The following is a 25408-nucleotide window of genomic DNA, read 5'->3' as shown; positions in this document are numbered from 1 at the left end:
GCTTCGGCATTGGCGGCATGGATCGATCGGTCTATCGTCTCGGTATCGGCGGGAGGAGATCGCGGCCATGGATCGGGCAGCTGGGCTGCTGCTGGGGCTTGTCATGATGGTGCTGTGTTCGGCGGCCTGGGCCGAGACCCGGGTGGCGCTGGTCGTCGGCAATTCTGCGTATCGGCACGTCGCCGCGCTCGACAACCCGACCAAGGACGCCGAACTCATGGTCGCAACGCTGCGCCGGCTCGGCTTCAGGCTGGTCGGCGGGGGCGCCCAGCTCGACGTGGACAAGGCCCGGTTCGACAGCCTGGTGCAGCAGTTCGGCCGCGACGCCGCCGGCGCAGATGTCGGGCTGTTCTACTATGCGGGCCACGGCCTGCAGATTCGCGGCGTCAACTATCTGGTGCCGGTCGGCGCCAATCCGACGCGCGAGGCCGACGTCGATTTCCAGATGCTGGATGTCGGGCTGGTGCTGCGGCAGATGGAGAGCGCCGGCACGCGGCTGAACATCGTGTTGCTCGACGCCTGCCGCAACAATCCGTTCGGCGGTCGCGGGCTGCGCTCCTCCGGCGGCGGTCTGGCGCAGATGCAGGCGCCCGAGGGCACGCTGATCTCCTACTCGACCCAGCCCGGCAACGTCGCTTTGGACGGAGACGACGGCAACAGTCCCTACACGCGGGCCCTCGCCGAGATCATGACGCGGCCAGGGCTCGACGTCTTTCAGACCTTCAACCGTGTCGGGCTCGCGGTGAAGAAGGCGACCGCCAACGCGCAGCAGCCCTGGCTGTCGTCGTCGCCGATACAGGGCGACTTCTATTTCTCCGGCCACCCCGCCAACGCGGCCGACGCGCCGACGCGTCCGCAGGTCGCCGCCGTGCAGCCTGAGCCAGCCCAACCGTCGTCACCGCGGCCGGCAGAGCCCGTCACGCTGCCGAATGCGTCGCCATCAATGACGCCAGCGGCGTTGCCGCCTCGGGGCTTCCGCGTGCTCGACGGCATCTCTGAAGGCATCCTCAACATGCGGTCCGGGCCCGGCACGGGTCATCCGATCGTCGTTGCGATTCCCGCCGGCAGCACCGGCGTCTTCAAGGGACGCTGCCGTTCACCGGATGATGGCGGCCGCAATCCCTGGTGTGAGGTCGAATGGCGCGGCCGCGCCGGCTGGGTTTCGAGCCGCTCGATCGTCGAGACATCGGGCGACGACGCTGCACCGCCTCAAGCTTCGTCGCGTGCGCGGCGCGTCTTCCGCGTGCTCGACAGCGTATCTCAGGGCGTCCTTCATGTACGCGCCGGGCCGGGCACGGCTCACCCGGCCTTGTTCTCGATTCCGGCCGGGACGTCCGGCGTCGAAGTCGGGCGCTGCCGCAAATCCGAGGACGGCGGACGCGCTCCGTGGTGCGAGGTCGAGTGGGGAGGGCGCAGCGGCTGGGCCTCGGCCTGTTGCATGGTCGACGCCGCCACCGGTGCCTTCGCGACGGTGCGCGATTGATCTGTGTGTACTAATCGGTCGATCCGGTCGCGAGCGCCCGAGCGCATCGGATCGACCACGTCTTTGGCGCGTGAGAGCTAGAACCGCGTCACCACCTCGCTCAGCACGGGCCGCGGGCGGTCTTCATTCGCGCGCGTGGGTGTGCCGATGTGGATGAAGCCGGCGAGCTTTTCGTGTTCCTTCAGGCCGAGCCCGGCAAGCACGTCGCGGTCGTAGGCGATCCAGCCGCTCAGCCAGTTGGCGCCATAGCCGAGCGCGGTGGCGGCGGCGACGATGTTCATGCAGCTCGCGCCCGCCGACAATTCCTGCTCCCACAGCGGCACCTTCGGATGCGGCTTGGGCGAACTCACCACCGCGATCACCAGCGGGGCTTCGGAGAGCCGGCCCTGTTCGGTCGCGATCTCGGCAGCGGTCGCCTCCGGATGCTTGCGCGCGAACACTTCGGCGATCACCGCGCCGCCACGCGTCCGCGCCTCGCCCTCGAACACGACGAACCGCCACGGCGCGATCTTGCCGTGATCGGGAACGCGGGCGCCGATCGTCAGGATCGTCTCGAGTTCCTCGGGCGAGGGGCCGGGGCCAGTCATCTCGCGCGGCTTCACCGAGCGGCGGGTCTTCAGAAAATTGATGGGGTCGGGCATGGGGGGCTCGTTCTGTTTTGGATCGGGCAGGGTGGTAGCACATCACCGCAAAATTGCGTTTGGAATTGATCTTGGTCCCAATATGGGACCATGCTAGGTTGCTTCGGTGAGGGTGATAGCGCTCAGCACGGTCAAGTCGTTTCTCGCGCGCGCCGGCGTCGACGATGCGCGCGAGCCGTTGATGGCGTGGTTCAGGCATGTCCGGTCGGGCGATTGGGCGAGGCCGGCCGATCTAAAGCGAGAGTTCCGGACCGTCAGCATCTTGAGAGACGGGCGTGCGGTGTTCAACATCGCTGGCAACAAATACCGGGTCGTGGTCTGGATCAACTATCCCTATCGTGTGGTTTATATCCGCTTCGTCGGCACGCATCGCGAGTATGATGCGATCGACGCGCAGAGCGTATGAGGTCCGATATGGATGTAGTTCCGATCAAATCGCAGCGCGACTATCGACGGGTGCTCAAGCAGATCGAAGAGCTGATGGGCGCGCGGCGCAATTCGCCGGAGGGCGACCGTCTCGACGTTCTCGTCACGCTGGTCGAGGCGTGGGAGCGCAAGCATTATCCGCTCGATCTGCCCGATCCGGTGGAAGCGATCCGCTATCACATGGAACAGAACGACCTGCAGCCGCGTGATCTGATCCCGTTCATCGGCAGCCGCAACCGGGTGCACGAAGTGCTCAACCGCAAGCGCGCGTTGACGTTGCCGATGATCCGGAAACTTCATCAGGGGCTCGGCATTCCGGCCGAGTCCCTGATCAAGGGCGCAGGCGAGGCGGCCTGACGCCGCCGCGCGGTGGCGCTTAGTTCGTCTCCCGCATCCGCCGCACGTCTGGCGGCGTCGCTTCGTCGACCAGCGCGGCGATGGCTTCGTCGGTCGGCATCACCTTCTGGCCGTCGCTGCCGAGGCGGCGGACGGAGACCTGATGGGTCTCGGCTTCCTTCTTGCCGACCACCAGCAGGGCGGGGACCTTGGCGAGCGAATGTTCGCGCACCTTGAAGTTGATCTTCTCGTTGCGCAGATCGATGTCGGCGCGCAGGCCGGCCTTGCGCAGCGCCGCCAGGACTTTCCGCGCGTAGTCGTCGCCTTCCGACGTGATCGTGGTGACGACGACCTGCACCGGTGCCAGCCACAGCGGGAAGTTGCCGGCGAAGTGCTCGATCAGGATGCCGATGAAGCGCTCCATCGAGCCGCAGATCGCGCGGTGCACCATCACCGGCGCCTTCTTGGCGCCATCGGCGTCGATGTAGAACGCGCCGAACCGCTCCGGCAGGTTGAAGTCGACCTGCGTGGTGCCGCACTGCCAGTCGCGGCCGATCGCGTCGCGCAGCACGTATTCGAACTTCGGCCCGTAGAACGCGCCTTCGCCCGGGTTGATCTCGGTCTTGATGCGGTTCGAGCCCTGCGCCTTGATCTCGCTGAGCACGGTGGCCATCACGCGCTCGGCGTGATCCCACATCTCGTCGGTGCCGACGCGCTTGTCCGGACGGGTCGAGAGCTTCACCGTCAGTTCGCCCTCGAAGCCGAAGTCCGAGTAGGTCGACAGGATCAGGTCGTTGATCTTCATGCACTCGTCGGCGAGCTGCGCCTCGGTGCAGAACACATGCGCGTCGTCCTGGGTGAAGCCGCGCACCCGCATCAGCCCGTGCATCGCGCCCGACGGCTCGTAGCGATGCACCACGCCGAATTCGGCGAGACGCAGCGGCAGGTCGCGATAGCTCTTCAGGCCGTGCTTGAAGATCTGCACGTGGCCCGGGCAGTTCATCGGCTTCAGCGCGAACCAGCGCTTGTCCTCGGCGTCTTCACCGGCGGACTGCGCCGCGAACATGTTCTCGCGATACCAGTCCCAGTGACCGGACGTCTCCCACAGCACCTTGTCGAGGATCTGCGGCGCATTGACCTCGTTGTAGTCGCCGGCGAGGCGGCGGCGCATGTAGCCGACCAGCGACTGGAAGATGCTCCAGCCTTTGGCGTGCCAGAACACGACGCCCGGGCCTTCCTCCTGGAAGTGAAACAGGTCGAGCTCGCGGCCGAGCCGGCGATGGTCGCGCTTCTCGGCTTCCTCGATCTGCTTGAGATACGCGTCGAGGTCTTCCTGCTTGGCGAAGGCGGTGCCGTAGATGCGGGTCAGCATCGGATTGTTGCTGTCGCCGCGCCAATACGCGCCGGCCACCTTCATCAGCTTGAAGGCCGTGCCGATCTTGCCGGTCGAGGTCATGTGCGGGCCGCGGCACAGATCGAACCACTCGCCCTGGCGATAGATCTTGATGGTCTGATCTTCCGGAATGGCGTCGACCAGCTCGACCTTGAAGGCTTCGCCATTGTCGGCGAACACCCGCTTGGCCTCGTCGCGGGTCCAGACTTCCTTGGTGAACGGCTTGTCGCGCTGGATGATCTCGCGCATCCGCTTTTCGATCGCCGCGAAGTCTTCGGGCGTGAACGGCTCGTTGCGGAAGAAGTCGTAGTAGAACCCGTTCTCGATGGTCGGGCCGATGGTGACCTGGGTGCCCGGCCACAGGCTCTGCACCGCTTCGGCGAGCACATGGGCGGCGTCGTGGCGGATCAGCTCGAGCGCGCGCGCGTCGTCGCGGGCGACGAAGTCGATCGCCGCATTGTCCTCGATCGGATCGGCGAGGTCGGTCAGCCTGCCGTCCAGCGCCATCGCCACGGTGCGCTTGGCCAGCGACGGCGAGATGCCCTTGGCGATGTCGAGCCCAGTGGTGCCGCGCGGATATTCGCGGGTCTTGCCGTCCGGGAAGGTGACGGTCACCTGCGCGGCATGCGCCGCCGGCTTCAGATTGGAGAGGGTGAATTGGAAGCCGGAAGCGGGCGCCTTGTCGGCGGCGGCTTTGTCGGCTTGGGCTTTATCGGCGGGAGTCTTGTCGGTCATGTCGTTCTCCTGTGGCTCACTCCTGCACACGAGCGCAGGTAAGCGGACGAGCGATATAGCAGGCGATTCCGACGATGCAACCAAGCCTGTGGGATTTTCGCGCACTGGATTGGCCGATGACCTGGGCGGAGGGGCCTCCCGGTTGAATGCAAAAACATCGACCCGCGGGAAGTGCCCGCCGGCGGCCTTTGCCATCGCCCGCCATTCCGTCAGCTCGGTCGGGCCCTTTGTCCCGCCGTCCGAGGCCGAGATGATCGCGATTTCGCGGCACGAACAGGAACAAATTCACCCCGGGCAGGTTGGCAGATGAGGGGTCGTGCGCCGATCCTCGGCTGCGGTGGTGCCCCGATGAGACGCTTCACAGATTTGCGTCAGCCATCATTCCATTCGGCATTTTCGTGATGCCGGCGCGCCGGGACCTCGTCCCTATCGGACCGAGTAGTAGCGCCGATCATCCCGCTGGTTCGAACCTGGGCGGGGAAGGGACGTGTGGCGGAGCGGTCCCGCATCCTGGAAAGTCTGGAAAAAGAATATCAGCCATGGCGAGTGATATTGTGCAATCCGATCTGGACGACTCGATCTGCGGCCGTGAGCCGATCCATATTCCCGGCGCGATCCAGCCGCACGGTGCTTTGATCGCTGCGCGGATTGATACGTCTCTCGTGACGCATGCCAGCGCCAACCTCGACGAGATACTCGGCATCTCCGCCGGTGCGGCCTTGGGGCGAACGCTTCAGCAGTCGATCGGAGCGTTGGCCAGTTCCAGGATACTCGACGCAATATCCAGCGACCACAGCGCGCTGTATCAGCTGTCCGGCTGGTACGGCAAAGATCTCCATTTGAGCGCCTACAGGGTCGGCCCGCACGTCTGCATCGATATTGAACCCATTTCGGCGCGACTCGGATCGCTTTCGCCTGTTCACCGGGTGCGGGCCGTGCTCGACGCATTCAAGTCTGCGGAGGGGCAGCGTGAACTGTGTGCGCTTGCGGTGCGCAGCCTCAGGGAAATCACCGGATACGACCGGGTGATGGCCTATCGGTTCGACGTCGACGGGCATGGCGAAGTGATCGCCGAGGCTCGGTGCGCCGAACTGGACCCGTATTTGGGACTCCACTATCCCGCATCGGACATTCCGCCTCAGGCCAGGCAGCTGTATTTGCGCCAGCGCGTCGGCGCCATCGTCGATTGCAGATATCTGCCGGTCCCGCTGCTCACCGACCGGACGCTCGACGACGGGGAGCCGCTCGATATGACCTGCAGCACCTTGCGCAGCGTTTCGCCCTATCATCTCGCTTTCATGCAGAACATGCATACCACGGCGAGTTTAACGATCGGATTGGCGGATGGGCCGGCGCTTTGGGGCATGCTGGTGTGTCACCATCGGACTCCGCGCAATCTGGGACCCGAGATGCGCGCGGCCGCAGACATTCTGGGGCAGTTCGTCTCCACATTGCTCAGTCCTCTGGGTGAGGCCGAGGCCGCGAAGAAAAGAGCCGAGCGCAACGCGACCATCGTGACGCTCGCCGAGCAGTTCGCGTCCGCGCCGACAATGCTCGCCGGGTTCGCTGCGATGGAATCCGAATTGCTCGATCTGGTCGATGCCGCGGGCGCCCTCATCAGTCTTTCCGGGACGGTCCGCTGCATCGGCCGGACGCCGTCGCTCGACCAGGCCGAGCGCGCGCTCGTGCTGCTGCGTAACGAATCCGGCGGCGAGATGCTGGCCTGCGACGATCTCGGTTTGCGCCATCCCGCACTGTCGGAATGCAAGCGGGACGGCAGTGGCGCTCTGCTGCTGCCGCTCGCCAGCGGCGCGGAGGACGCGATCTTATGGTTCCGCCCGGAGCAGTCGCGCACCACACGCTGGGGCGGCAATCCGGCCGAGCCGGCCGTCGCCGATGCGGCAACGGGGGTCATATCGCCCCGCACATCCTTCGCCGTCTGGATCCAGACCGTGAGCGGTTATTCCGCCCCCTGGCAGGATGGCGATATTGCGATCGCGCGCGAATTCCGGGCGCTGATCGAAACCGAGACGGCACGGCGAATGAAAGCGGAAAACATCCATCTCCGCGAGGCTCACGAACAGGAGCAGCGCCTCCAAACCGCCCGGCTCAAAGTCGCGCTGGAGAATCTGGGCGACGGAGTCGCGATGTTCGACTCGAACGGCACGCTGGTGATCTGCAACAATCTGTACGCCAAGCTGTATCAACTGCCCCCCGCGCTGCAGCAGGTCGGCACGCATATCCGGGACATTGTCGGATTTTGCATCCAGAACGGCGTCATTGCCGACGACGCCGCAAGTCATGCGGAATGGCTGAAGCTCTCCGCTCCGACGACCGATGCCGCCTCCAGCCGGGTCCAGAAGCTGTCCGATGGGCGGCTCATCAATCTGACGCGACAGCCTCTGCCGGAAGGCGGCTGGGTCAGCACGCACAAGGATATCACCGAGCGGCAACGCCGCGAGGCCGAGATTCTCTTTCTCGCGCATCACGACCTTCTGACCGGGCTGGCAAATCGCGCTGCGTTCGATGAAGCCATCGCAACCGCCGTGGCGCGCCTGCAGCGGAACGGCGAGCCGTTCACACTCTTCATGCTCGATCTCGACAGGTTCAAGCAGATCAACGACACGCTCGGGCACGCCGCGGGAGACCAACTGCTGCGGGAAGCCGCGCAACGGCTCAGATCTTCCCTTCGAAAGACCGATGTTCTCGCCCGCGTGGGCGGCGACGAATTCGCGATCATTCAATTCGTCGCAAAGGACCGGCTCAAGGCGGCGAGGGGGCTGGCCGAGAGAATCGTCAGGCTGGTCTCGCAACCATTCGACATCGCTGGGACGCAGGTTTCGGTCGGGGTCAGTATCGGGATCGCGATGGCGCCGGACTCCGCAACGGATGCGGCCGCCGTGCTGAAGATGGCCGACATTGCGCTCTATGTCGTGAAGTCCGGTGGACGAGACGGATTCCAGTTCTTTGAACCGGAAGCGTGAACGCGACCGACGTCGACCGGTCGGTCCGATCACGCTCCGCTCGCGGTCTGACCGGTGCAAATGTTAATGCACTTGCATTAAAATCCTGCTAGCTTCTCCCGGTGTCCCGCCGTTTCGCGCCCACCGCCCTGATGCTCGGCAATTTCGTCACCGGAACCTCGGTTCTGGCGCCGGCCGGAATGCTGCTTGAACTGTCCGATGGACTCGGCGTCAGCGTGCGCGACGCCGGGTTGCTGATCACCTTCGGCGCGGTGGTGCTGTGCATCGGCTCGCCGCTGACGGCGTGGCTGACCAGCCGGATCGACCGCCGGCTGCTGCTGGCGACGACGTTGCTGGTGCTGGCGCTCGGCAATCTCGGGTCGGCCTTGGCGCCGAACTACACTGTCCTACTTGTGCTGCGGCTGGCGATGCTGGCGATCGGGGCGCTGTACACGCCGCAGGCGGCCGGTGCGGCTGCACTGATCGTGCCGATCGAGAAGCGCGGCGGCACCATGGCCTATGTGTTTCTCGGCTGGTCGCTGGCGGTGGCGGTCGGCGTGCCGCTGATCACCTTCGCGGCCGGCCATTTCGGCTGGCGCGCGCCTTTCGCCGGCATCGGGGTGCTCGGTCTGATCAGCTTCGCGCTGTTGTGGGTGCGGCTGCCCGGCGGGCTGCGAGCCGCGCCGGTCGACGTGAGCACCTGGGTGGCGGTCGGGCGCAGCCGCCGCATCCTCAAGCTGCTCGGCGTGTCGGTGCTCCAGACTTCTGCGCAGTTCGTCGTCTTCACCTATTTCGGTCCGCTGCTGACCGGGCTGACCGGCGCCGGCCCCGCCGCGATCGGGCTGGTGTTCGCGACCTACGGCGTCTGCGGCTTCGTCGGCAGCGTGATCGCCAGCCGCATCGTCGACGGCTGGGGCTCGTATAAGACCTCTGCGCTGTTCACCTCGCTGATGCTGGCCGGCATCGCCGGCTGGAGCTTCGGCGCCGGGCATTTCCTGGTGATGGCGAGCGCAGTGGCGGTGTGGGGCCTCGGCTTTGCGGCGGCGAATTCGATGCAGCAGGTGCGGCTGGTGACGGCCGGTCCGGCGTTGGCCGGCGCCACGGTGTCGCTCAATACGTCGGTGCTGTATCTCGGCCAGGCGGTCGGCTCGGCGATCGGCGGCGTGCTGTTCGCCGCCGGGCTGCTGCACACCGCCGGCTATGTCTCGACGGCGGTGATGACCTGCGCGCTGCTGGCCGTGGTGTTGGCAACGCGCGATCCGCCGCCACGAGCCACCGGCCCTGCGTGAGCTCCTACGCTCCGCCACATAACGCTGGAAGCGGCGGCTGAACACCAGCAGCAGCCGTGCTGCGACCAGCATCGGCAGCGTGGTCGGCGAGGCGTGCAGCGGCAGGCCGGCGGCGACCGCGATCAGCGCGACGGTGACCCGGACGGACAGGCGCTGCAGGGCGGCGTGGATCGCGCCGCGATCGGCGGCGCGGGTCGTGAGGTTGGCCATGGCGTTCTCCAGGCTGTTCCTCGATCGACCGGAGGCCGCATGCGGCGCGCTCCGATCGCGAGGATCGTTGAGCGCGTTGGTTGACGTCGAACGCTTACGGCCAGCGTATCTGGCAGAGGCGACCCGCGGAGCGCGGGCCGGTCGTGATCAGCCGAGCCGCATCGACAGCTCGACGTCGTCGCCGAACGGCACCGACAGATAGCCGTGCGCCGGCGAGCGCACCCGCGTGAGATAATCGGGCGCGTAGTCCGCATTGTCGGCCACGATCAGCGCGCCGGGGGCCAGATGCGGCTCGAGCAGCGCGAGGATCTCCGGATACAGCGCCTTGGCGCCGTCGAGCAGCACCAGGTCGATCCGCTCCGGCAGACCGGTGCGCAGCGTCTGCAAGGCGTCGCCTTCGCGGAATTCCACCAGATCGGCGAGCCCGCCCGCGGCGAGGTTGGCCTTGGCGCGCGCCAGCTTCGACGGCTCGAACTCGGTGGTGATCAGCCGGCCGCCGCCATTGTCGCGCAGCGCCGCGGCCAGATGCAGCGTGGAGATGCCGAACGAGGTGCCGAACTCGACGATCGCGGCGGCGCGGCTGCTGCGTGCCAGCATGTAGAGCAGCACGCCGGTCTCGCGCGAGACGGCGAGCGGCAGATCCTTCATCCGTCCGTAGAACGAGAGGTAGTCAGTCTTGCTCCGCATCAACTGGTCCTGATCGCCGATCAGGTCGGCGAAAGCGGGGTCGGTGGCCGGCGAGCGCGCATTGGCGTCGTCGAACAGCCCGGCCAGCAGCGGGGCGAGCGGGGCAGTGGTGAGGGTGGTCATTGCAAACTCCGGAACGTCAGCGCGATGTTGCGCGCTTCTGAAAATACGAATAATTATTCGCATTCGCTAATCGCATTCCCCGGGGCGCCGATGGCCGACCGCCGAAGTGGCTCAATTTCCACGCGAAAGCTGCCCCAGCAGGCGCGATCGACCGAGCTGGTCGCGGCCATTCTGGAGGCGGCTGTTCAGGTTTTGGCGAAGGAGGGCGCGCAGCGCTTCACCACCGCGCGGGTGGCCGACAAGGCCGGCGTCAGCGTCGGCTCGCTGTATCAGTACTTCCCGAACAAGGCCGCGATCCTGTTCCGGCTGCAGAGCGACGAGTGGCGGCAGACCTCGCAGATGCTGCACGACATCCTCGAGGACCGCCGCGATCCGCCGCCGAAACGGTTGCGTCGGCTGGTCGTTGCTTTCATCAGATCCGAGTGTGACGAGGCCGAGGTGCGCGGCGCGCTGGATGACGCCGCGCCGCTGTATCGCGACGCGCCGGAGGCCCGCGCGGCTCGTGGCGCGATGGACGGCACTATGGCGGCCTTCATGCGCGAGGCGGCGCCGCGCAGCTCCGAGGCCGTTCGCGTGCGAGCGGCGGAGCTGATCACCAGCACGCTCGCCGCCGTCGGCAAGGATTACTCCAGCCGCCCGCGCCGCGCGGACGAGATCGCCGACTATGCGGACGCGGTGGCCGATATGCTATGCGCTTATCTGAAGACGCTGCGGCGAGGATGAGATCGGGACGATGGCCGGAACGATGCGCCTGCTGATGGTCTGCGTTGCCACTGCGGCGCTGGGCGGCTGCGCCGCGCTGCCGGGGCCGGCGTGTCTGCCGCCGTCGCAGCCGATGCTGAGCGCGGAGCTGGCGTTCGGCCGCAACATCGGCGACCGTCCCGGCGTCAGCGACGCGCAATTCAAGCGCTTCGCCGCCGAGGAGATCACGCCGCGTTTTCCGGACGGGTTCACGGTGGTCGACGGGGTCGGACAGTGGCGCGACCCGGAGCGGCACAGCATCGTGCACGAAAAGGCGAAGCTGGTGACGCTGGTGTTTGCCGAGGATTCGGCGAAGCGCGTGGCACTGAGCGAGATCGCGGAAGCCTACAAGCGGCGCTTCCGGCAGCAGGGCGTGCTGGTGGCGGTGCGGCCGAGCTGCGTCAGCTTCTGAGCGCCGCGGCGGTGCCGCGCTCGGTGATGCGGTAATGCGTCGATTTGGCATCGGTCGACAGCCGCTGCAGCCAGCCGAGCGCAACGAGATCGTCGTATCGTTTCTGATCGCGCGTGCCGAACTTCTGCACGCGACCGCCCGCGTCGCGAATCTCACGAATCAGTCGGAAATCGTCGGGCACGGCCACTCTTCACTCCCATCGAATGCGCGTCGTTGCGGGGCGACCGCGTCAGCGAGCGAACAGGGCGGCGGCATCTACTCGGATCGGCACAGCGGCGCCCGTGTTGATGACAGAGCACCGCCCGGTGCGCACAGTGGCGGCGGCGAGGCCGGACAACCTGCTAGCGGCGTTACGCCTTCTTGCGGGACTTCTTCTTGCCCTTCGCGTCGGATGGGGGCTCGCTGCTGGCATCGGCTTCCTTGGCGAGGCGCAGGGCGCGGAGGCGCTCCATGTTCTTACGCACCGCGACGGCTTCCTGCTGGAACTGCGCCATCATGCGGGAGCCTTCTTCCTGGGCGAGCTGCTTCTTGCGGGCGCGCTCGATGCTGGTGGGTGAGCGTTCGGTGTCGTTTTTGCCGACCATCTCGATCTCCTCACTTGCAGGCCTGGTGCGATGAAGCAGGGTGGTGATCTACGCTCCGGGCCGAACATTTATAATCATGATTCGTGCAGACATGCCGACACCCGCTCGATCGGTCCGATCGAGCGGGTGAGGCCTATTGGTGTCAGAAAATCCGCCGCTTCAGTACATCCGTGAAACGGGAAATCGCTGATTACGCCAGCTCGAGGTTCTCGGCGCTGGTCTTGCCGCGCATCTTGTCGGTCTTCAGGTCGAAATTGACCTTCTGGCCTTCGGCGAGGCCCGAAAGGCCCGCGCGCTCGACCGCGCTGATGTGCACGAACACGTCGCTGCCGCCGTCGTTCGGCGCGATGAAGCCGAAACCCTTTTGACCATTAAACCACTTCACGGTGCCTGTCGGCATAGTCCATTCTCCAAAGCATAGTGTCGCGCGACCATCACACGACGTCGTTCAACTAATCGATGTCTTTGGGAAGGAGCCCACGGGCACGTTCAGAAAGTCACAGCGGCTAATCGAATGACGGCACTGTACCTGAAGCAATCGATAAACACAAGCGCAGCAGCCTGCGGCGTTTTCAGCGATGGCGGCTCCACATCTGCGTTCGCAATGCGGCGCAATCAGGACGCCTGCTAATCAGCATATCTTTGGTTGGATTAGCAGCTCTCGTCTTATCCCTTATGTGAGGGGCTCAGCGAAGCCGATGCGAGTGAGGGCGTGCAGGACCGCTCATCCGTCGCGAACGTCGTTCGTGTGATCTTCTCTTACGAACGGAGACCGGAAAATGCGGCGCTGAATGCGGCACATACAATGTTTACTGAGTTGCGTTAGATCGGTCGCGGCGGCGTTGCCGGTAGCGCGTGGGGCGGAGAGTGAAGATGACAACTTGGCTTCGGATCGTGTTGGTTGTGTGTGCGGGTGTAGCGGTCGCGTCGCCGGCCGGTGCTCAGCAGCAAGGGCCGGTGCGGGTGACATCGGACGTGTCCTACGAACTGATCGGACGCTGGGACGTCGAGCGTCTCAACAAGATCCTCACCACCGACACGCCAGCCTTCGCAGGTATCACCGTCAGCTACACGCCCGCCATCAATGCGGTGCGGCTGTATCGCGTCAGCTACGCGTCGGTGATCCCCGAGCGAAGCAACAAGCCGATCGCCGCCACCGGGCTGCTCGCCATTCCGGATACGGGTGCGACGTCGTTCCCGCTGCTGTCGTATCAGCACGGCACGGTGTACGGAAAGCAGGAGGTGCCGTCGTTTCCGGAGCAATCCCCGGAAACGCAGTTGATGCTGGCACAGTTCGCCGGGCAGGGCGCGATCGTGATCGGCGCCGATTACTTCGGCATGGGAACCTCGACCGAGCCGGAAGGCTACATGGTCAAGGCCAGCCATCAGCAGGCGACCACCGACATGCTGACCGCGAGCCGCGCCGTGCTCGATCATCTCAAGCTGACGACCACCAAGCTGTTGCTCGCAGGCTGGTCACAGGGCGGCTTCGTGACCATGGCGATGCTGGAGAAGCTGGAGCATGACGGCGTTCCGGTCACCGCCGCCGCCACCGCCAGCGCGCCGCTCGATGTCGGCGTTGCGCTCAACGGCTTCCTCAGCTTTCCGCGCAGGAACGACGCGTCCTGGGTGAACTCGCTGTTCATTCTGTCGGCATTCTCGTTCGAGAACTACTATGGCGTCCCGGGCCTGGCGCGCTCGCTGATCAACGACGATGTCTACGAGGCCGCCCGCAAGGCCTATGAGCGCCAGCCTTACACCGCCGCGGACGTCCCGACAGATCTGCACAAGCTGATCCGACCGGCCTATTTCGACCCGCAATTCTTCGCCGCGTCGGCCTACGGCCGGCTGGTCGCCAGCACCACGGCGTATCGCTGGGTGATCAAGACGCCCGTCCGCAATTACTTTGGCGAGAGCGACGAGGCGATCAGCGTCGGCCTCGGTCGCCTTGCGATGACCTATCAGCGCGCGATGGGCGACGGCAATCAGCAGGTGGAGGCGGTCTCCACCGGCCGCACCACCCACCGCGGCACCTTCGCGACAGCTGTGCCGCAGTGGAAGGTCTGGTTCGGCGGGATGTGAACTGACGATCTGGAGCACTTACAACAGGGGCGACCTCACCATCATGGTGAGGAGGCGAGGAGCGCAATCTCGAACAGAAGCCTCCGGTGCCGTGTGGTTCATCCTTCGCGACGCCCGCCGCTGGGCGGCCCCCAGACCCTGACCGCAAGTACGCTCGGAAACTCACTTCGCAGCGACACATCGACGGTACGTACTAGTATTTAGGTACGCCAACTTCTCCAGTCGAATTAACTCCAATTTCTGTTTTTCAACGCAGGATTTCAGACATTGCTTCGCTCGTTTGGTGATTGCAAATGGGTATTGATGTTACTGATCGCCTGGGGGCGGCGGACCGGGCAGATGTCGTTGTTGGCGTCTGGCGGGTGGTTGCCACGAACATTCGGTTGATCGCCGGCGGACTACTGATTCCAAATCTGCTGTCGCTGCTGACGATGAGCTCGCTGGTCGACATCGGCCTGCCGCCGCGAACCGGGGCGATCCTGTTGTACGCCTGCGTCGCCGTGCTGGCGCGGCGGCTGCCGTTTCCGCTTACTGTGGCGCTGTTCTTCGCCGTGCTGGCGCTCGACGCCGTCTCGACGCTGTCGCTGATGTTCGGCATGGCTCCGGCGGAGTTTGTCGCCGCCATCGAGCACGCCCAGCGCATTCAGTTCTTCGCGTCGCCGCTATATGCGGTGCTGATCGTCACCGTCGCGGTCACTGCGGTCGGTGCGCTGGCGTGCCTGCGCAGCCGGCGCGCGCTGGCAGCCGCCAACGTGCCGGTGTTCTTCGCCCTGACCCTCGGTATTGTGGCGCTGGACTATCTCGGCAACATCTCGCCGCATTATCATCTCGGCGCCCTGATGGGGGGCGCCCAGCCGGTGCGGTCCGCAGCCGAGATCTCCGGCTTCACTGCATCTGCCGAGACGAGCGGGCGCAACGTCGTGCTGGTGATGGTGGAAAGCCTCGGCTATCTGCGCGATCCCGAGGCCCGGGCGCAGATTGCAGCGCCGCTGGATGATCAGGGGCTGGGCGGAACCTACACGGTGACGGCGGGACACACGAACTACTTCGGTTCGACCACCGCCGGCGAGATGCGCGAGTTGTGCGGTACGCCGATGTTCTATCGCGATTATGTGGCGCAGGACAGTGGCGCGTGTTTGCCGGGCCGTCTGGCGCGACGCGGCTACAGCACGATGGCGTTGCACGGCTTCGCCGGGCGGATGTTCGAGCGGGAAGACTGGTACCCGATCGTCGGCTTCGACCGCATGCTGTTTCGTCCGGATCTGATCAAGGCGACCGGGCATAGCTGTGGCGGCCCGTTCCGCGGCGCCTGCGACGCCGAGTTGGCGCCGCTGATCACGGCGGCGGCGCCCGGGCCGAATGACGGCCCGCGGTTCATCTATTGGCTGACGCTGAACAGTCACGTCCCGGTCGCGCTCGGCGACGCGCACACCGACTTCCACTGTGGCGCTGATGGCGGCCGTTTCGGCGACCTTGAAGTTTGCCGCATGGCCGAGCTGTGGCGCGACGTGTTCGACATCGTCGCCGGCATCGCTCGCGATCCGACGATGGACCGCCCGGAGATTCTGCTGGTCGGCGACCACGCGCCACCCCTGTGGTCGAAGCGCGGCCGGGCGCAGTTCGAGCCGGGGCAGGTCGCTTGGTACAGGCTGCAGCCGCAGTCGGCACCGCCAGCGCAGCTGCCCGCGTCCGCCAGCAGCGCGACGCGGTGAGCCGCAGACTGATCTGACTGGCGCATCTGACCGGCGGAACCACCGTCTGCCCGAGGCCCCGACGCGGTCGAGCGGATGGCGCCGTGCCGCGTGATATCTCATTTGATCGCGCCGCTGCGTCGCAACGCGCGCGACTGGCGAAAGCGCGCGCCGCTCCTATATCCATCACCAACATCCTTGCCCGGTTCCCCAGACACTCCCGTGAGACGATTGGTGCTGTTAATTCTATTGCTGCTGGTGGTGCCGATCGTCGTGTCGGCCGGCAAATACATGCTGGGCGATCGCAGCGTCTCCTGGCAGTCGGCGGATCGTTCCAGCGCCGGCCTGCTGCCGCCCGCCGCCGCGCATCCCGAGGCGCTGGTCCGGGTGTTCGCAGCCCGCACGGTGCGCTGGCGCGGCATCTTCGCCGTGCATAGCTGGATCGTGGTGAAGCCGGCAGGCGCCACGCGCTACACCCGCTACGATTACACGGCGTGGGGCGATCCGATCCGGGTCAATGGCTTCGTCGCCGATGGCCGCTGGTTCGGCGATCTGCCGCAACTGATCGCCGCTGCCGATGGCGAAGAGGCCGCCGCGATGATCCCGAAGATCGAGGCCGCGATCAAAAGCTATAAGCTCAACGCCTACGGCGATTATCGCGCCTGGCCGGGACCGAACTCCAACACCTTCGTGGCCGCGGCGCTTGCCGCTGTGCCGGAATTGAAGACGACGCTGCCGCCGACCGCGATCGGCAAGGACTATCCGTGGGACGGCGGCTGGATCGGCTTCACGCCATCCGGCACCGGCATCCGCGCCACGCTCGGCGGCTATGCCGGCCTGACGCTCGGCTGGATCGAAGGCATCGAGGTCAATGTCCTCGGCGCCGTGCTCGGCGTCGACCTGCGCCGCCCGGCACTCAAGCTGCCCGGCCTCGGCCGGATCGGCCTCAGCGCAGTGTGAACGCCACGTAGGATGGGGTGAGCGCAGCGAAACCCATCGGCGGCGTGCGCGGGGCTTGATGGGTTTCGCTGCGCTCAACCCATCCTACGACTGATGGTGATGGCCGCAGCCGCAATCCGGCGCATTGACGCCGCGCCAGCGGGCGTAGCGCCAGGGCAGGTACCAGCGCGCGCCGGCCGGGGCGGTGGTCGGCACGTTGTCGATGCCCGAGGTGCCGTATGGATTGCAGCGGATCAGCCGCGCCAGCGTCATCCAGCCGCCGGCCCACAGCCCGAACCTTCCGATCGCCTCGTCGCCATATTGCGAGCAGGTCGGCAGATGCCGGCAGTTCGAGCCGACCAGCGCCGAGAACGAGTGCCGATAGATCCAAATCAGTCCGCGCCCGGCCTGCCGCGGCAGCCGGCCGATGGTGCGTCGCGAAGAAGCTGATCGGTTCACGGGCATCCTGCTTGATCGCTGACCGGCGTTTTGCCGAGTTCCTCGGCGCGGAACTTCATCACTACGGCATTTGCGCAACATGCACGTAGATATCGCACTTTGTTGACCGCAGCGCAGCACGTCTCGATCGCTTTGCGATTGATCAACGTGTCGTTTTCCATGACCATTAGATAACGCAAGCGTGACAGATTCCACCTGATCGGTTTGGAACCTTTTGCGCCATCGCTGACGGAGATGTGAGGAGGCTCGGTGAACGCCGCTGTCTTGTCCCGATTCGCTCGATCCGCGCTGCTGCGCGCTGCCGCGCTCGGCCTCGTGCTGATCAGCGCGGCGTCCGCTCCCGTCGAACTGGCGAAAGCCGGCGGCTCGCTCGAAGCGCGCAAGCTGCCGATGCGGTTCGATTGGGTCGCCTGCGAGCCGAATTGCGGCAGCTGGATCACCGCCGTTGGCATCGTCACCGCCGATACGCCGAAGGATTTCGACGCGTTCGCCCGCGGCCGCTCGCTCGACGGCGCCGCGGTGGTGCTCGACTCCAGCGGCGGCTCGGTCAACGACGCGATCGCGCTCGGACGGCGCTGGCGCAAGATGGGGCTGAGGACCACGGTCGGCACCAGCGTGCAGACCCGCACCGCCGCCGGGATGCGGCCCAGCATCGTGCCGGAGGCGTACTGCGAATCGATGTGCGTGTTCCTGCTGCTGTCCGGCACGACGCGCTACGTTCCGGATGGCGCCCGCGTCCGCGTCCACCAGATCTGGATGGGCGACCGCGCCGACGACGCCCGCGCCGCCAGCTACACCGCGCAGGACGTCACCATCATCGAGCGCGATATCGGCCGGCTGGCGAAATACACCTTCGACATGGGCGGCACCGGCGACCTGCTGGCGCTCGCCCTCAGCGTCGCGCCGTGGGAAGACCTGCACCTGATGTCGCGTCAGGAACTCGGCGAAGCCAATCTGGTGACGACGCAAGCGATTGCCGATCTGCTGCCGCAGCAGGGCGAGGGGACCAGGACGCCGATCGCCGCAGCTCCCAAGCCGGTACAGGACCGCTTCGTCTCGGCGCCCGCGCCGACCAAGACCGCCGAAGCCGCCCTGCCGACCGGCGGCACGGCGCCGAGCCAGCCGCAGGCGCCGGGGCATTAGCGGGTTACGCGCCACCCTGTCCGCGAGTCATTCCGGGGCGCGCCTGTTGGCGCGAACCCGGAATCTCGAAGCGTTCTGCGACTCTGTCGTTTCCACAACTGCGAGATTCCTGGTTCGCATCGCTGCGCGGCGCGCCCCGGAATGACGCGGGGAGAGGCAGCGTCGACCCGCGCACGGCCGGCTCCCTCGCCCCGCTCTTGCGGGGAGAGGGGTGGGGTGAGGGGCAGCCCCGGGCACTGAGTGAGCGTCGGATCCGACGGGACGCGCTGGCGCGTGGGCACGGCGCTGCGCGCCTTTGCCCACCCTACAAGATCAGGAAACCGTCTCAGCGCCTTCGCGCTTCGCCTCGATCTGGCCGATCGCATCGACCACGGCGTCGAAGGTCAGCAGCGTCGAGGCGTGGCGGGCCTTGTAGTCGCGGACTGGTTCCAGCACGGCGATGTCGGCCCATTTGCCGTCCGCCGGCGGCGCGCCGTTGTCTTTGAGCATGGCCCGCACGGTGTCGCGCAGCGCGCGCAGTTCGGCGGCGGTCGAGCCGACGACGTGACTCGCCATGATCGACGACGATGCCTGGCCGAGCGCGCAGGCCTTCACCTCGTGGGCGAAGTCGCTGACCACATCGCCGTCCATCTTGAGGTCGATCTTGACGGTCGAGCCGCACAATTTCGAGTGAGCGGTGGCGCTGGCGTCGGGATCGGGCAGGCGTCCGAGCCGCGGAATATTGCCGGCCAGCTCGATGATCCGCTTGTTGTAGATGTCGTTCAGCATGCGCGGGGATCCGGAGCCGGCCCCGTCCGCCGCCGAGGATTCGGCGGAGCTGTCTTGGCGGTTCCGGCGTATCATCTTATATAGGAGGGGCGGCTGGGAAAGACAGTCCGCCGCGCCGCGCGAAACCGCCGGCCGTATCTGGAGAACGCGCGGACGTTCAGGCCCCTGCGCCGCGGCGTTCGCCGAAGGGATCAAGACGCAAGGCGGCTGGCCGCCCGTCCTGCCCGGTGACACATCCGGCCGAAAGGCCGGTCGAACGGAGTGAAGATGGACGCCAAGATCAAGCCGCTGCGGACCGGCAAGCCGCCGGAGGCCCGCACCGAATTCCAGCCCGCCGAGCTCGACCCGTCCGAGTTCCTCGCTGCCGCCGTGCAGCCGGATCAGCCGCGGCCTTCGCGCGCCGAGGCGGAGGCCGCGGTCAAGACGATGCTGGCCTATATCGGCGAGAACACCGACCGCGAAGGCCTGCTCGACACGCCGCGCCGCGTGGTCGAGGCTTATGACGAGCTGTTCCAGGGCTATCACCAGTGCCCGGCCGAAGTGCTCGACCGCACCTTCGGCGAGACCGCCGGCTACGACGATTTCGTGCTGGTCCGCGACATCAGCTTCACCTCGCATTGCGAGCATCACGTCATGCCGTTCTATGGCAAGGCGCACATCGCCTACACGCCGGTCGAGCGCGTCGTCGGGCTGTCGAAGCTGGCGCGGCTGGTCGAGATCTTCGCCCGCCGGCTGCAGACCCAGGAGCATCTCACCGCGCAGATCGCTGCGGCGATCGACGAGGTGCTGAAGCCGCGCGGCGTCGCCGTGATGATCGAGGCCGAGCACACCTGCATGTCGGTGCGCGGCATCGGCAAGCAGGGCGCCTCGACCTTCACCAGCCGCTACACCGGCATGTTCCGCGACAATCCGGCGGAGCAGGCGCGGTTCATGTCGATGATTCGCAACCACCGCTAAGTCGGCGGTTCTGCGAGAGGAATTGCTCGTGACTTCATCCGCCGGGTCAACTCCCGCGCTCGACGATGTCGAGGAGGGCATCGCGCTGCGTCCGAAATTCGACGCGGCCGGCCTCGTCACCTGCGTCACCACCGACGCGCGTTCAGGCGATGTCTTGATGGTCGCCCATATGAACGCGGAAGCGCTGGAGAAAACCATCCAGAGCGGCGACGCCTGGTACTACAGCCGCTCGAGGAAGCGGCTGTGGAAGAAGGGCGAGAGCTCCGGCCACGTCCAGAAGGTGCTGGAGATGCGCATCGACTGCGACCAGGACGCGGTCTGGATCAAGGTCGACCAGTCCGGCGGCGCCGCCTGCCACACCGGCCGCACCTCCTGCTTCTACCGCCGCATCGACCGCGACGCCTCCGGCGAGCCGCTGCTGACCATGACCGACGCCCACCGGCATTTCGATCCGGACAAGGTCTACGGGAAATAACTGTCGGAACCGTAGGGTGGGCAAAGGCGCGCAGCGCCGTGCCCACGCGTACGCTCGCGGCGGGAAAACGCTCCGCGTGGGCACGGCGCAAGGGCGCCTTTGCCCACCCTGCGAGTCTACCATGCCCCATTCGCCGTCATTCCGGGGCGCTCGCGCAGCGAGCGAACCCGGAATCCCGATGGGTTCTGCGACTCCGGCGTTTCCACAACCTCGGGATTCCGGGTTCGCCCGCGAAGTGCGGGCGCCCCGGAATGACGGTGCGGGGAAGGCGACCCGCGCGTACAAAACCCTGCATTAACCCCTCATTAACCATACCTGCCGCAGGGTCGCGCAGCGGAGCCGCGGGGGGACGCGGACGCATGACGCTCGGGGAGCGGGGGCTTCCATCATGTCGACCGATATCGTCACGTCTGCCGTCACGATCGTCGACCAGGCGCGGACACGGATCGCGGGCGCCATCAAGCAGGCCGCGGGCGCGACCGGCGCCAGCTTCGAATATCTGCTGACCACCGCCAAGATGGAGTCCGACTTCAACCCGCAGGCGGCGGCGTCGACCTCGTCGGCCAAGGGCCTGTATCAGTTCATCGACCAGACCTGGCTCGGCACCGTCAAGGAGGCGGGGGCGCAGTTCGGCTATGGCGCCTATGCGGACGCGATCAGCAAGTCGCCGTCCGGCAGCTATTCGGTCAGCGATCCGGCGGCGCGGCAGGCGATCATGGATCTGCGCAACGATCCGGCGATCAGTTCGGCGATGGCCGGCGCGCTGACGCAGTCCAACAGCTCGAAGCTGACCGCTGAGATCGGCCGCCGTCCGAACGACGCCGAACTCTACATGGCGCATTTCATGGGCGCCGGCGGCGCCGCCAAGCTGATCACCGCCGCTCAGGACAATCCGAACGCCGTCGCCGCCGCGATGTTTCCGAACGCCGCCGCGGCCAATCAGTCGATCTTCTACGACCGCACCGGCAACGCCCGCAGCGTCGCGCAGGTCTACGACAACCTCACCTCGCGCTACACGGCCGCGGCGAGTTCGCCCGCGACGCAGAGCGCGCTGATCGCCGCCGGCGGCGCGCCGGTGATGCTGGCCTCGGCCGCGCCGGTCGACAACGCCGCCTATCTGTCGAGCTTCCCCGACGTCCGTCACGTCGCGCCGGCAAGCGGCGTGTCGTCCGCCAACGCCGCACCGTCCGCCACGCAGCAGCCCGGCGAGCCGATGTTCCGCACACTGTTCCTCGGCGGCGATCGCAACGAAGCGATCTCTCCCGCCGTGCAGCAACTCTGGACCAACCCGGTGACGCCGACGAGCGCGTCGACGCCGGCCATGTCGTCCAGCTCCGCCACCAGCCTGTCCTACGCGCCGACCGCTCCGACGCCGCCGTCCGGCCTGTCCTACACCCCGACCGTCCGCACCCCCACGCCGCTCGACCTGTTCAGCGACCGCACCGGCACCTTCGCCAGCTGATCAAAACCGTAGGGTGGGCAAAGGCGCGCAGCGCCGTGCCCACGTGCCTCCGCACCATGAGCAGCATTGCTTGGTAACAACCTCTCCGTCATTCCGGGGCGCGAGCGCAGCGAGCGAGCCCGGAATCCATAACCACTGACGGTTGTTACTTAACCACGGGCCACCGCGGTGCTTCGCCGCGAGTCCCGGGGGTAAAGATTCCGGGCTCGCGCGGAGCCTGTCATCGGGCCGGCCGAAGGCCGGACCCCGTTGGCGCGCCCCGGAATGACGGACGCGCGGGTGATTAGTTCGCATGGCGCATAGTGCCGCGCTCCAAACGCCGCGCGTAACCGCGATCCTTAACAACCCCTGAACTTAACCATTCATCAACCTCATCATGGTGAACCCTTTGTTAAGTCTCATGGTTTACGAATGATGACACGGCGTCGATTGCGACGCCGGTGAGTGCGTCAGTCAGCCGGAATGGCCATGATCGTTCGGCAGTTCATTAGTTGGATCCGTCACGCGTCTGCGGGCGAGCGCGCCGAAGCAACGAGGGCGCTGGCGCGGGCCTGGCTGATTTCCGATCTGTCGCTCGACGATCGCGCCGCCGCCGAAGGCGCGCTGTTGCTGATGCTCGACGACGTCTCGCCGCTGGTGCGCCAGGCGATGGCGCAGGTGTTTTCGCAGAGTGCCCGGGCGCCCGCCGCGATCGTGCGTGCGCTCGCCGCCGATCAGCCGTCGGTGGCGCTGCCGGTGCTCGAATTCTCGCCGTTGCTGATCGACGCCGATCTGGTCGATCTCGTCGCCACCGGCGAGGATGCTGTGCAATGCGCGGTGGCGCGCCGCGTCCGGCTGCCGGCTTCGGTGTGCGCGGCGATCGCCGAAGTCGGCTGCGCCGCGGCCGCGCTCGAACTCATCGAAAATCCGCACGCCGAGCTGGCGCCGTTCTCGTGGGACCGCATCGTCGAACGCCACGGCCATCTCGCGGCGATCCGCGAGTCGATGCTGGTGCTCGATGGTCTGCCGGGCGCCACGCGGCTGGCGCTGGTCGCCAAACTGTCCGACACGCTGCAGCAATTCGTCGTCGCGCGCGGCTGGCTGTCGGCCGATCGCGCGGCGCGGACCACCGCGGACGCGGTCGACCGTTCGACCGTGACGGTCGCGGCGCAATCGCGCGGCGACGACATGCGTGGGCTGATGCAGCATCTGCGCGCCACCGGCCAGCTCACCGCCGGGCTGATCCTGCGCGCGCTGCTGTCGGGCAATCTCGAATTGTTCGAGGTCGCGCTCGCCGAACTCTCGGGCTTGCCGCTGACCCGCGTCGGTGCGTTACTTCACGACCGCGGCGGCGCCGGCATCAACGCGCTGCTCGCGCGCGCCGGCCTGCCGGAGACCACGCATGCGGCGTTCCGTGCCGCCGTCGAGGCGATCCACGAAATCGGCTTCGTCGGCAGCGACGCCGGCGCCGTGCGCCTGCGCCGCCTGATGGTCGAACGCGTGCTCACCCGCTGCGAAACCGGCGCAGACGCCGCCGCCCCGCTGCTGATCCTGCTCCGCCGCTTCGCCACCGAATCCGCCCGCGAAGAAGCCACCGCCTTCTGCGACGACATGATCGCCGAACACTTCGTCTCCCGCCTCGAACTGATGGCGGCGTAGCACCGCCCCTCCGCGAGTCATTCCGGGGCGCGGGCGAAGCTCGCGAACCCGGACTCTCGACGCGCCGGGAGAGAGCCGTTCCGCTCCTACTCCCCCGGCACGATGCTCGGGGCGAGGAGGGCTTCGAGATGGTCCGGGCGGTTGCGGTTGACCGAGGCGAGGTAGTCGTCGGCGACGCTGCGGAGTTTGCGGATCAGGGCGCGCTGCAGTTCGGCCTTGGCGGCTTCGGCGCCTTCGCGGACGATCGCCTGCACGGCGTTGACGTGGTTGGCGATCAGTTCGTCCGGCACGCGCGCCAGATCCGGCGCGTGGTCGATGACGCGGCACAGGCTTTCGGCGGCGGCGGCGGCGGCCGGATAGCCGAACGTCGCGCCGTCACCCTTGATGTCGTGCGCGGCGCGAAACAACTCGCCCCGGGTATCGTCGGAGACGCCGTCGCGGCGCAGCGCCGCATAGGCCGCGGCGAGGCGCTCTGATTCGACGCTCATCCATACGCCGAATTCGCCCGAGAGGGCCGCCAGCGCCTTCTCGGCGCGCGCGATCGGATCGTCGGTCGGCTCGTTGCCGACGCGGCGCATCACCTTGCGCAGCGGATTGGCCTGGGTGATCACCTGGTGATCGGCGAAGGTCGCGACCTGCAGGTCGCCGGGGCGGGTTCGTGTCATCGTCAGCTCGTGACCTTGGCCTTGTCGAGCAGCGACGGCTGCTGAATGATATCGGCCTCGCCACCGACGCGTCGCTCCGGCCCGATATAGCCGCTCGAGGTGTTGCGGCGGCGGTCCGGTCCGAAGTAATTGCGCGTCTTGATGAACGGCCGCGGGCTTGCCACCACGTTGAGCACGCGCTGATACAGCGATTTCGACGAGATCGGCTTGGCCAGGAACTCGGTGATGCCGGCGTCGCGCGCCAGCGTCACCCGGCGCTTTTCCGAATGCGCGGTCAGCATGATGATCGGCACGAACGGATTGCCCTTGGAGTCCGGCTGGCGGATCATCTGCGCCAGTTCGAGGCCGTCGAAGATCGGCATCTCCCAATCGGTGATGATGATGTCCGGCGCGGCGTGGCTCGACATCTCCAGCGCGGTGGCGCCGTCCTCGGCCTCATAGACTTCGCGCGCGCCGAACGAATGCAGCAGCGTGCGCAGGATCCGCCGCATGTGTGGATTGTCGTCGCACACCAGAAAGCGGAGTTTGTTGAAGTCGATGCGAAACATAAGGACACTGTGGGCGTTGTCGGGCGCACGCGTTACGCGTGGTTAACGCTAAACCGGCAGCGTTAAGGAAGGGTTGAGCACGCGAGACGCCCGTGGTTGTAGCAGCACGGCTGCAGCAGCGCGGATCGCTCCCCATCCCCCGTCATTCCGGGGCGCGCGCAGCGCGAACCCGGAATCCCGACATGTTGCGCACCACCGGCCTTCACCCCACCGCCGGGAGTCCGCGTTCGACCGCTGAAGCGAGCGCCCCGGAATGACGACCATGGTCGGATCACCCCACGCGAACTAAGCATCAATCACTGCCGCCAGCCGCATCATGCCCCATCCCCCGTCATTCCGGGGCGCGCGCAGCGCGAACCCGGAATCCCGACATGTTGCGCACCACCGGCCTTCACCCCACCGCCGGGATTCCGCGTTCGCCCGCCAACGCGAGCGCCCCGGAATGAATCGTGGAGAGGTCCTATCACCACAGCCCTGCGACGCCTCGCCGCGGCGATTATTTCGTAGCGGGTATCGCGCTGCAGTGCACGGGCACACGCCGAGCGACTAACCTCGGAA

The 25408-nt window shown here is 66.6% G+C and carries 25 protein-coding genes; 15 read left to right on the top strand and 10 right to left on the bottom strand.

The features are described from left to right. Positions 1 to 67 precede the first annotated feature (67 nt). Complete coding sequence (locus LPW26_RS15435; RefSeq protein ID WP_238736300.1) at positions 68 to 1483, top strand: caspase family protein; 1416 nt, start codon at positions 68 to 70, stop codon at positions 1481 to 1483. A 77-nt stretch (positions 1484 to 1560) separates the two neighbouring features. Here the strand turns inward: LPW26_RS15435 and LPW26_RS15430 are convergent, their stop codons facing one another. Next, positions 1561 to 2124, bottom strand: coding sequence for a nitroreductase family protein (locus tag LPW26_RS15430; RefSeq protein WP_238736299.1), 564 nt, complete (start codon positions 2122 to 2124; stop codon positions 1561 to 1563). A gap of 106 nt (positions 2125 to 2230) precedes the next feature. Here LPW26_RS15430 and LPW26_RS15425 point away from each other — a divergent pair, with 106 nt between their 5' ends. After that, positions 2231 to 2530, top strand: a complete 300-nt coding sequence (locus LPW26_RS15425; protein ID WP_238736298.1) for a type II toxin-antitoxin system HigB family toxin — start codon at positions 2231 to 2233, stop codon at positions 2528 to 2530. A gap of 8 nt (positions 2531 to 2538) precedes the next feature. Further along, positions 2539 to 2907, top strand: a complete 369-nt coding sequence (locus LPW26_RS15420) for a helix-turn-helix domain-containing protein (RefSeq protein WP_238736297.1) — start codon at positions 2539 to 2541, stop codon at positions 2905 to 2907. Between the two features lie 19 nt (positions 2908 to 2926). Here LPW26_RS15420 and thrS read toward each other — a convergent pair whose 3' ends face one another. Beyond that, complete coding sequence (gene thrS / locus LPW26_RS15415) at positions 2927 to 5014, bottom strand: threonine--tRNA ligase (protein WP_238736296.1); 2088 nt, start codon at positions 5012 to 5014, stop codon at positions 2927 to 2929. A gap of 539 nt (positions 5015 to 5553) precedes the next feature. Here thrS and LPW26_RS15410 point away from each other — a divergent pair. Then, complete coding sequence (locus tag LPW26_RS15410) at positions 5554 to 7998, top strand: sensor domain-containing diguanylate cyclase (RefSeq protein ID WP_238736295.1); 2445 nt, start codon at positions 5554 to 5556, stop codon at positions 7996 to 7998. A 131-nt stretch (positions 7999 to 8129) separates the two neighbouring features. Continuing rightward, positions 8130 to 9266: an MFS transporter gene (locus LPW26_RS15405; RefSeq protein ID WP_238736307.1), complete on the top strand. Its 1137-nt coding sequence runs from the start codon at positions 8130 to 8132 to the stop codon at positions 9264 to 9266. Positions 9267 to 9623: 357 nt separating this feature from the next. Here LPW26_RS15405 and LPW26_RS15400 read toward each other — a convergent pair whose 3' ends face one another. Next, positions 9624 to 10286 (bottom strand): O-methyltransferase, encoded by a 663-nt coding sequence (locus tag LPW26_RS15400; RefSeq protein WP_238736294.1) that lies wholly within the window; start codon positions 10284 to 10286, stop codon positions 9624 to 9626. A 90-nt stretch (positions 10287 to 10376) separates the two neighbouring features. Between LPW26_RS15400 and LPW26_RS15395 the strand changes: the two genes are divergently transcribed. Then, positions 10377 to 11009, top strand: a complete 633-nt coding sequence (locus tag LPW26_RS15395; protein ID WP_238736293.1) for a TetR family transcriptional regulator — start codon at positions 10377 to 10379, stop codon at positions 11007 to 11009. Positions 11010 to 11019: 10 nt separating this feature from the next. Continuing rightward, a complete protein-coding gene (locus LPW26_RS15390) occupies positions 11020 to 11439 on the top strand; it encodes a DUF3574 domain-containing protein (protein ID WP_238736292.1) in 420 nt (139 codons plus the stop codon). On the opposite strand, the gene LPW26_RS15385 is transcribed toward LPW26_RS15390, so the two are convergent. From LPW26_RS15385 to LPW26_RS15375, 3 genes are all read right to left on the bottom strand, one after another. Beyond that, positions 11429 to 11626 (bottom strand): TenA/THI-4 family protein, encoded by a 198-nt coding sequence (locus LPW26_RS15385; RefSeq protein WP_238736291.1) that lies wholly within the window; start codon positions 11624 to 11626, stop codon positions 11429 to 11431. The genes LPW26_RS15390 and LPW26_RS15385 overlap by 11 nt on opposite strands. 163 nt (positions 11627 to 11789) lie before the next feature. Next, positions 11790 to 12023, bottom strand: a complete 234-nt coding sequence (locus LPW26_RS15380; protein WP_238736290.1) for a transcriptional regulator — start codon at positions 12021 to 12023, stop codon at positions 11790 to 11792. 190 nt (positions 12024 to 12213) lie between these two features. Further along, positions 12214 to 12423 carry a cold-shock protein gene (locus LPW26_RS15375; protein WP_238736289.1) on the bottom strand — a complete coding sequence of 70 codons (210 nt, stop codon included), beginning with the start codon at positions 12421 to 12423 and terminating at the stop codon, positions 12214 to 12216. Between the two features lie 473 nt (positions 12424 to 12896). On the opposite strand from LPW26_RS15375, the gene LPW26_RS15370 reads away from it, so the two are divergent. The 3 genes from LPW26_RS15370 to LPW26_RS15360 all read left to right on the top strand — a co-directional run bounded on the left by LPW26_RS15370 (position 12897) and on the right by LPW26_RS15360 (position 16756). Continuing rightward, positions 12897 to 14105: an alpha/beta hydrolase family protein gene (locus tag LPW26_RS15370; protein WP_238736288.1), complete on the top strand. Its 1209-nt coding sequence runs from the start codon at positions 12897 to 12899 to the stop codon at positions 14103 to 14105. A gap of 362 nt (positions 14106 to 14467) precedes the next feature. Next, complete coding sequence (locus tag LPW26_RS25385) at positions 14468 to 15817, top strand: sulfatase-like hydrolase/transferase (protein ID WP_238736287.1); 1350 nt, start codon at positions 14468 to 14470, stop codon at positions 15815 to 15817. Between the two features lie 216 nt (positions 15818 to 16033). Further along, on the top strand, positions 16034 to 16756 hold the full coding sequence (locus tag LPW26_RS15360) for a DUF3750 domain-containing protein (protein WP_406677669.1): 723 nt from the start codon (positions 16034 to 16036) through the stop codon (positions 16754 to 16756). Positions 16757 to 16840: 84 nt separating this feature from the next. On the opposite strand, the gene yidD is transcribed toward LPW26_RS15360, so the two are convergent. Next, positions 16841 to 17200 carry a membrane protein insertion efficiency factor YidD gene (gene yidD / locus LPW26_RS15355; protein WP_406677662.1) on the bottom strand — a complete coding sequence of 120 codons (360 nt, stop codon included), beginning with the start codon at positions 17198 to 17200 and terminating at the stop codon, positions 16841 to 16843. Between the two features lie 243 nt (positions 17201 to 17443). Here yidD and LPW26_RS15350 point away from each other — a divergent pair, with 243 nt between their 5' ends. Next, positions 17444 to 18337 (top strand): COG3904 family protein, encoded by an 894-nt coding sequence (locus tag LPW26_RS15350; RefSeq protein ID WP_238736284.1) that lies wholly within the window; start codon positions 17444 to 17446, stop codon positions 18335 to 18337. Positions 18338 to 18649: 312 nt separating this feature from the next. On the opposite strand, the gene LPW26_RS15345 is transcribed toward LPW26_RS15350, so the two are convergent. Then, positions 18650 to 19105, bottom strand: a complete 456-nt coding sequence (locus LPW26_RS15345) for an iron-sulfur cluster assembly scaffold protein (RefSeq protein WP_238736283.1) — start codon at positions 19103 to 19105, stop codon at positions 18650 to 18652. A 267-nt stretch (positions 19106 to 19372) separates the two neighbouring features. Here LPW26_RS15345 and folE point away from each other — a divergent pair, with 267 nt between their 5' ends. The 4 genes from folE (at position 19373) to LPW26_RS15325 (ending at position 23637) form a co-directional block, all read left to right on the top strand. After that, on the top strand, positions 19373 to 20062 hold the full coding sequence (folE, locus tag LPW26_RS15340; protein ID WP_238736282.1) for a GTP cyclohydrolase I FolE: 690 nt from the start codon (positions 19373 to 19375) through the stop codon (positions 20060 to 20062). A 28-nt stretch (positions 20063 to 20090) separates the two neighbouring features. Then, the gene (gene hisI / locus LPW26_RS15335; protein WP_238736281.1) at positions 20091 to 20537 is read left to right on the top strand and encodes a phosphoribosyl-AMP cyclohydrolase; all 447 of its coding nucleotides are present in this window, start codon (positions 20091 to 20093) and stop codon (positions 20535 to 20537) included. 388 nt (positions 20538 to 20925) lie between these two features. After that, the gene (locus LPW26_RS15330) at positions 20926 to 21999 is read left to right on the top strand and encodes a transglycosylase SLT domain-containing protein (protein ID WP_238736280.1); all 1074 of its coding nucleotides are present in this window, start codon (positions 20926 to 20928) and stop codon (positions 21997 to 21999) included. 468 nt (positions 22000 to 22467) lie between these two features. Next, complete coding sequence (locus LPW26_RS15325; protein ID WP_238736279.1) at positions 22468 to 23637, top strand: DUF2336 domain-containing protein; 1170 nt, start codon at positions 22468 to 22470, stop codon at positions 23635 to 23637. An 86-nt stretch (positions 23638 to 23723) separates the two neighbouring features. Here LPW26_RS15325 and LPW26_RS15320 read toward each other — a convergent pair whose 3' ends face one another. Beyond that, positions 23724 to 24302 carry an Hpt domain-containing protein gene (locus LPW26_RS15320; RefSeq protein ID WP_238736278.1) on the bottom strand — a complete coding sequence of 193 codons (579 nt, stop codon included), beginning with the start codon at positions 24300 to 24302 and terminating at the stop codon, positions 23724 to 23726. Between the two features lie 2 nt (positions 24303 to 24304). Next, a complete protein-coding gene (locus LPW26_RS15315; RefSeq protein WP_238736277.1) occupies positions 24305 to 24850 on the bottom strand; it encodes a response regulator in 546 nt (181 codons plus the stop codon). Positions 24851 to 25408 lie beyond the last annotated feature (558 nt).

The organism is Rhodopseudomonas infernalis, assembly GCF_022271405.1.
GTDB lineage: Bacteria > Pseudomonadota > Alphaproteobacteria > Rhizobiales > Xanthobacteraceae > Rhodopseudomonas > Rhodopseudomonas infernalis.
This window is presented reverse-complemented; position numbering and strand designations above follow the sequence as displayed.

What these genes read in the sequence shown, in the direction of transcription:
- LPW26_RS15435 (WP_238736300.1), top strand. Translation starts at nt 68, where the DNA reads ATGGATCGGGCAGCTGGGCTGCTGCTGGGGCTTGTCATGATGGTGCTG.
- LPW26_RS15430 (WP_238736299.1), bottom strand. Translation starts at nt 2,124, where the DNA reads ATGCCCGACCCCATCAATTTTCTGAAGACCCGCCGCTCGGTGAAGCCG.
- LPW26_RS15420 (WP_238736297.1), top strand. Translation starts at nt 2,539, where the DNA reads ATGGATGTAGTTCCGATCAAATCGCAGCGCGACTATCGACGGGTGCTC.
- thrS (WP_238736296.1), bottom strand. Translation starts at nt 5,014, where the DNA reads ATGACCGACAAGACTCCCGCCGATAAAGCCCAAGCCGACAAAGCCGCC.
- LPW26_RS15410 (WP_238736295.1), top strand. Translation starts at nt 5,554, where the DNA reads ATGGCGAGTGATATTGTGCAATCCGATCTGGACGACTCGATCTGCGGC.
- LPW26_RS15405 (WP_238736307.1), top strand. Translation starts at nt 8,130, where the DNA reads ATGCTCGGCAATTTCGTCACCGGAACCTCGGTTCTGGCGCCGGCCGGA.
- LPW26_RS15400 (WP_238736294.1), bottom strand. Translation starts at nt 10,286, where the DNA reads ATGACCACCCTCACCACTGCCCCGCTCGCCCCGCTGCTGGCCGGGCTG.
- LPW26_RS15395 (WP_238736293.1), top strand. Translation starts at nt 10,377, where the DNA reads ATGGCCGACCGCCGAAGTGGCTCAATTTCCACGCGAAAGCTGCCCCAG.
- LPW26_RS15390 (WP_238736292.1), top strand. Translation starts at nt 11,020, where the DNA reads ATGGCCGGAACGATGCGCCTGCTGATGGTCTGCGTTGCCACTGCGGCG.
- LPW26_RS15380 (WP_238736290.1), bottom strand. Translation starts at nt 12,023, where the DNA reads ATGGTCGGCAAAAACGACACCGAACGCTCACCCACCAGCATCGAGCGC.
- LPW26_RS15375 (WP_238736289.1), bottom strand. Translation starts at nt 12,423, where the DNA reads ATGCCGACAGGCACCGTGAAGTGGTTTAATGGTCAAAAGGGTTTCGGC.
- LPW26_RS15370 (WP_238736288.1), top strand. Translation starts at nt 12,897, where the DNA reads ATGACAACTTGGCTTCGGATCGTGTTGGTTGTGTGTGCGGGTGTAGCG.
- yidD (WP_406677662.1), bottom strand. Translation starts at nt 17,200, where the DNA reads ATGCCCGTGAACCGATCAGCTTCTTCGCGACGCACCATCGGCCGGCTG.
- LPW26_RS15345 (WP_238736283.1), bottom strand. Translation starts at nt 19,105, where the DNA reads ATGCTGAACGACATCTACAACAAGCGGATCATCGAGCTGGCCGGCAAT.
- folE (WP_238736282.1), top strand. Translation starts at nt 19,373, where the DNA reads ATGGACGCCAAGATCAAGCCGCTGCGGACCGGCAAGCCGCCGGAGGCC.
- LPW26_RS15330 (WP_238736280.1), top strand. Translation starts at nt 20,926, where the DNA reads ATGTCGACCGATATCGTCACGTCTGCCGTCACGATCGTCGACCAGGCG.
- LPW26_RS15325 (WP_238736279.1), top strand. Translation starts at nt 22,468, where the DNA reads ATGATCGTTCGGCAGTTCATTAGTTGGATCCGTCACGCGTCTGCGGGC.
- LPW26_RS15320 (WP_238736278.1), bottom strand. Translation starts at nt 24,302, where the DNA reads ATGACACGAACCCGCCCCGGCGACCTGCAGGTCGCGACCTTCGCCGAT.
- LPW26_RS15315 (WP_238736277.1), bottom strand. Translation starts at nt 24,850, where the DNA reads ATGTTTCGCATCGACTTCAACAAACTCCGCTTTCTGGTGTGCGACGAC.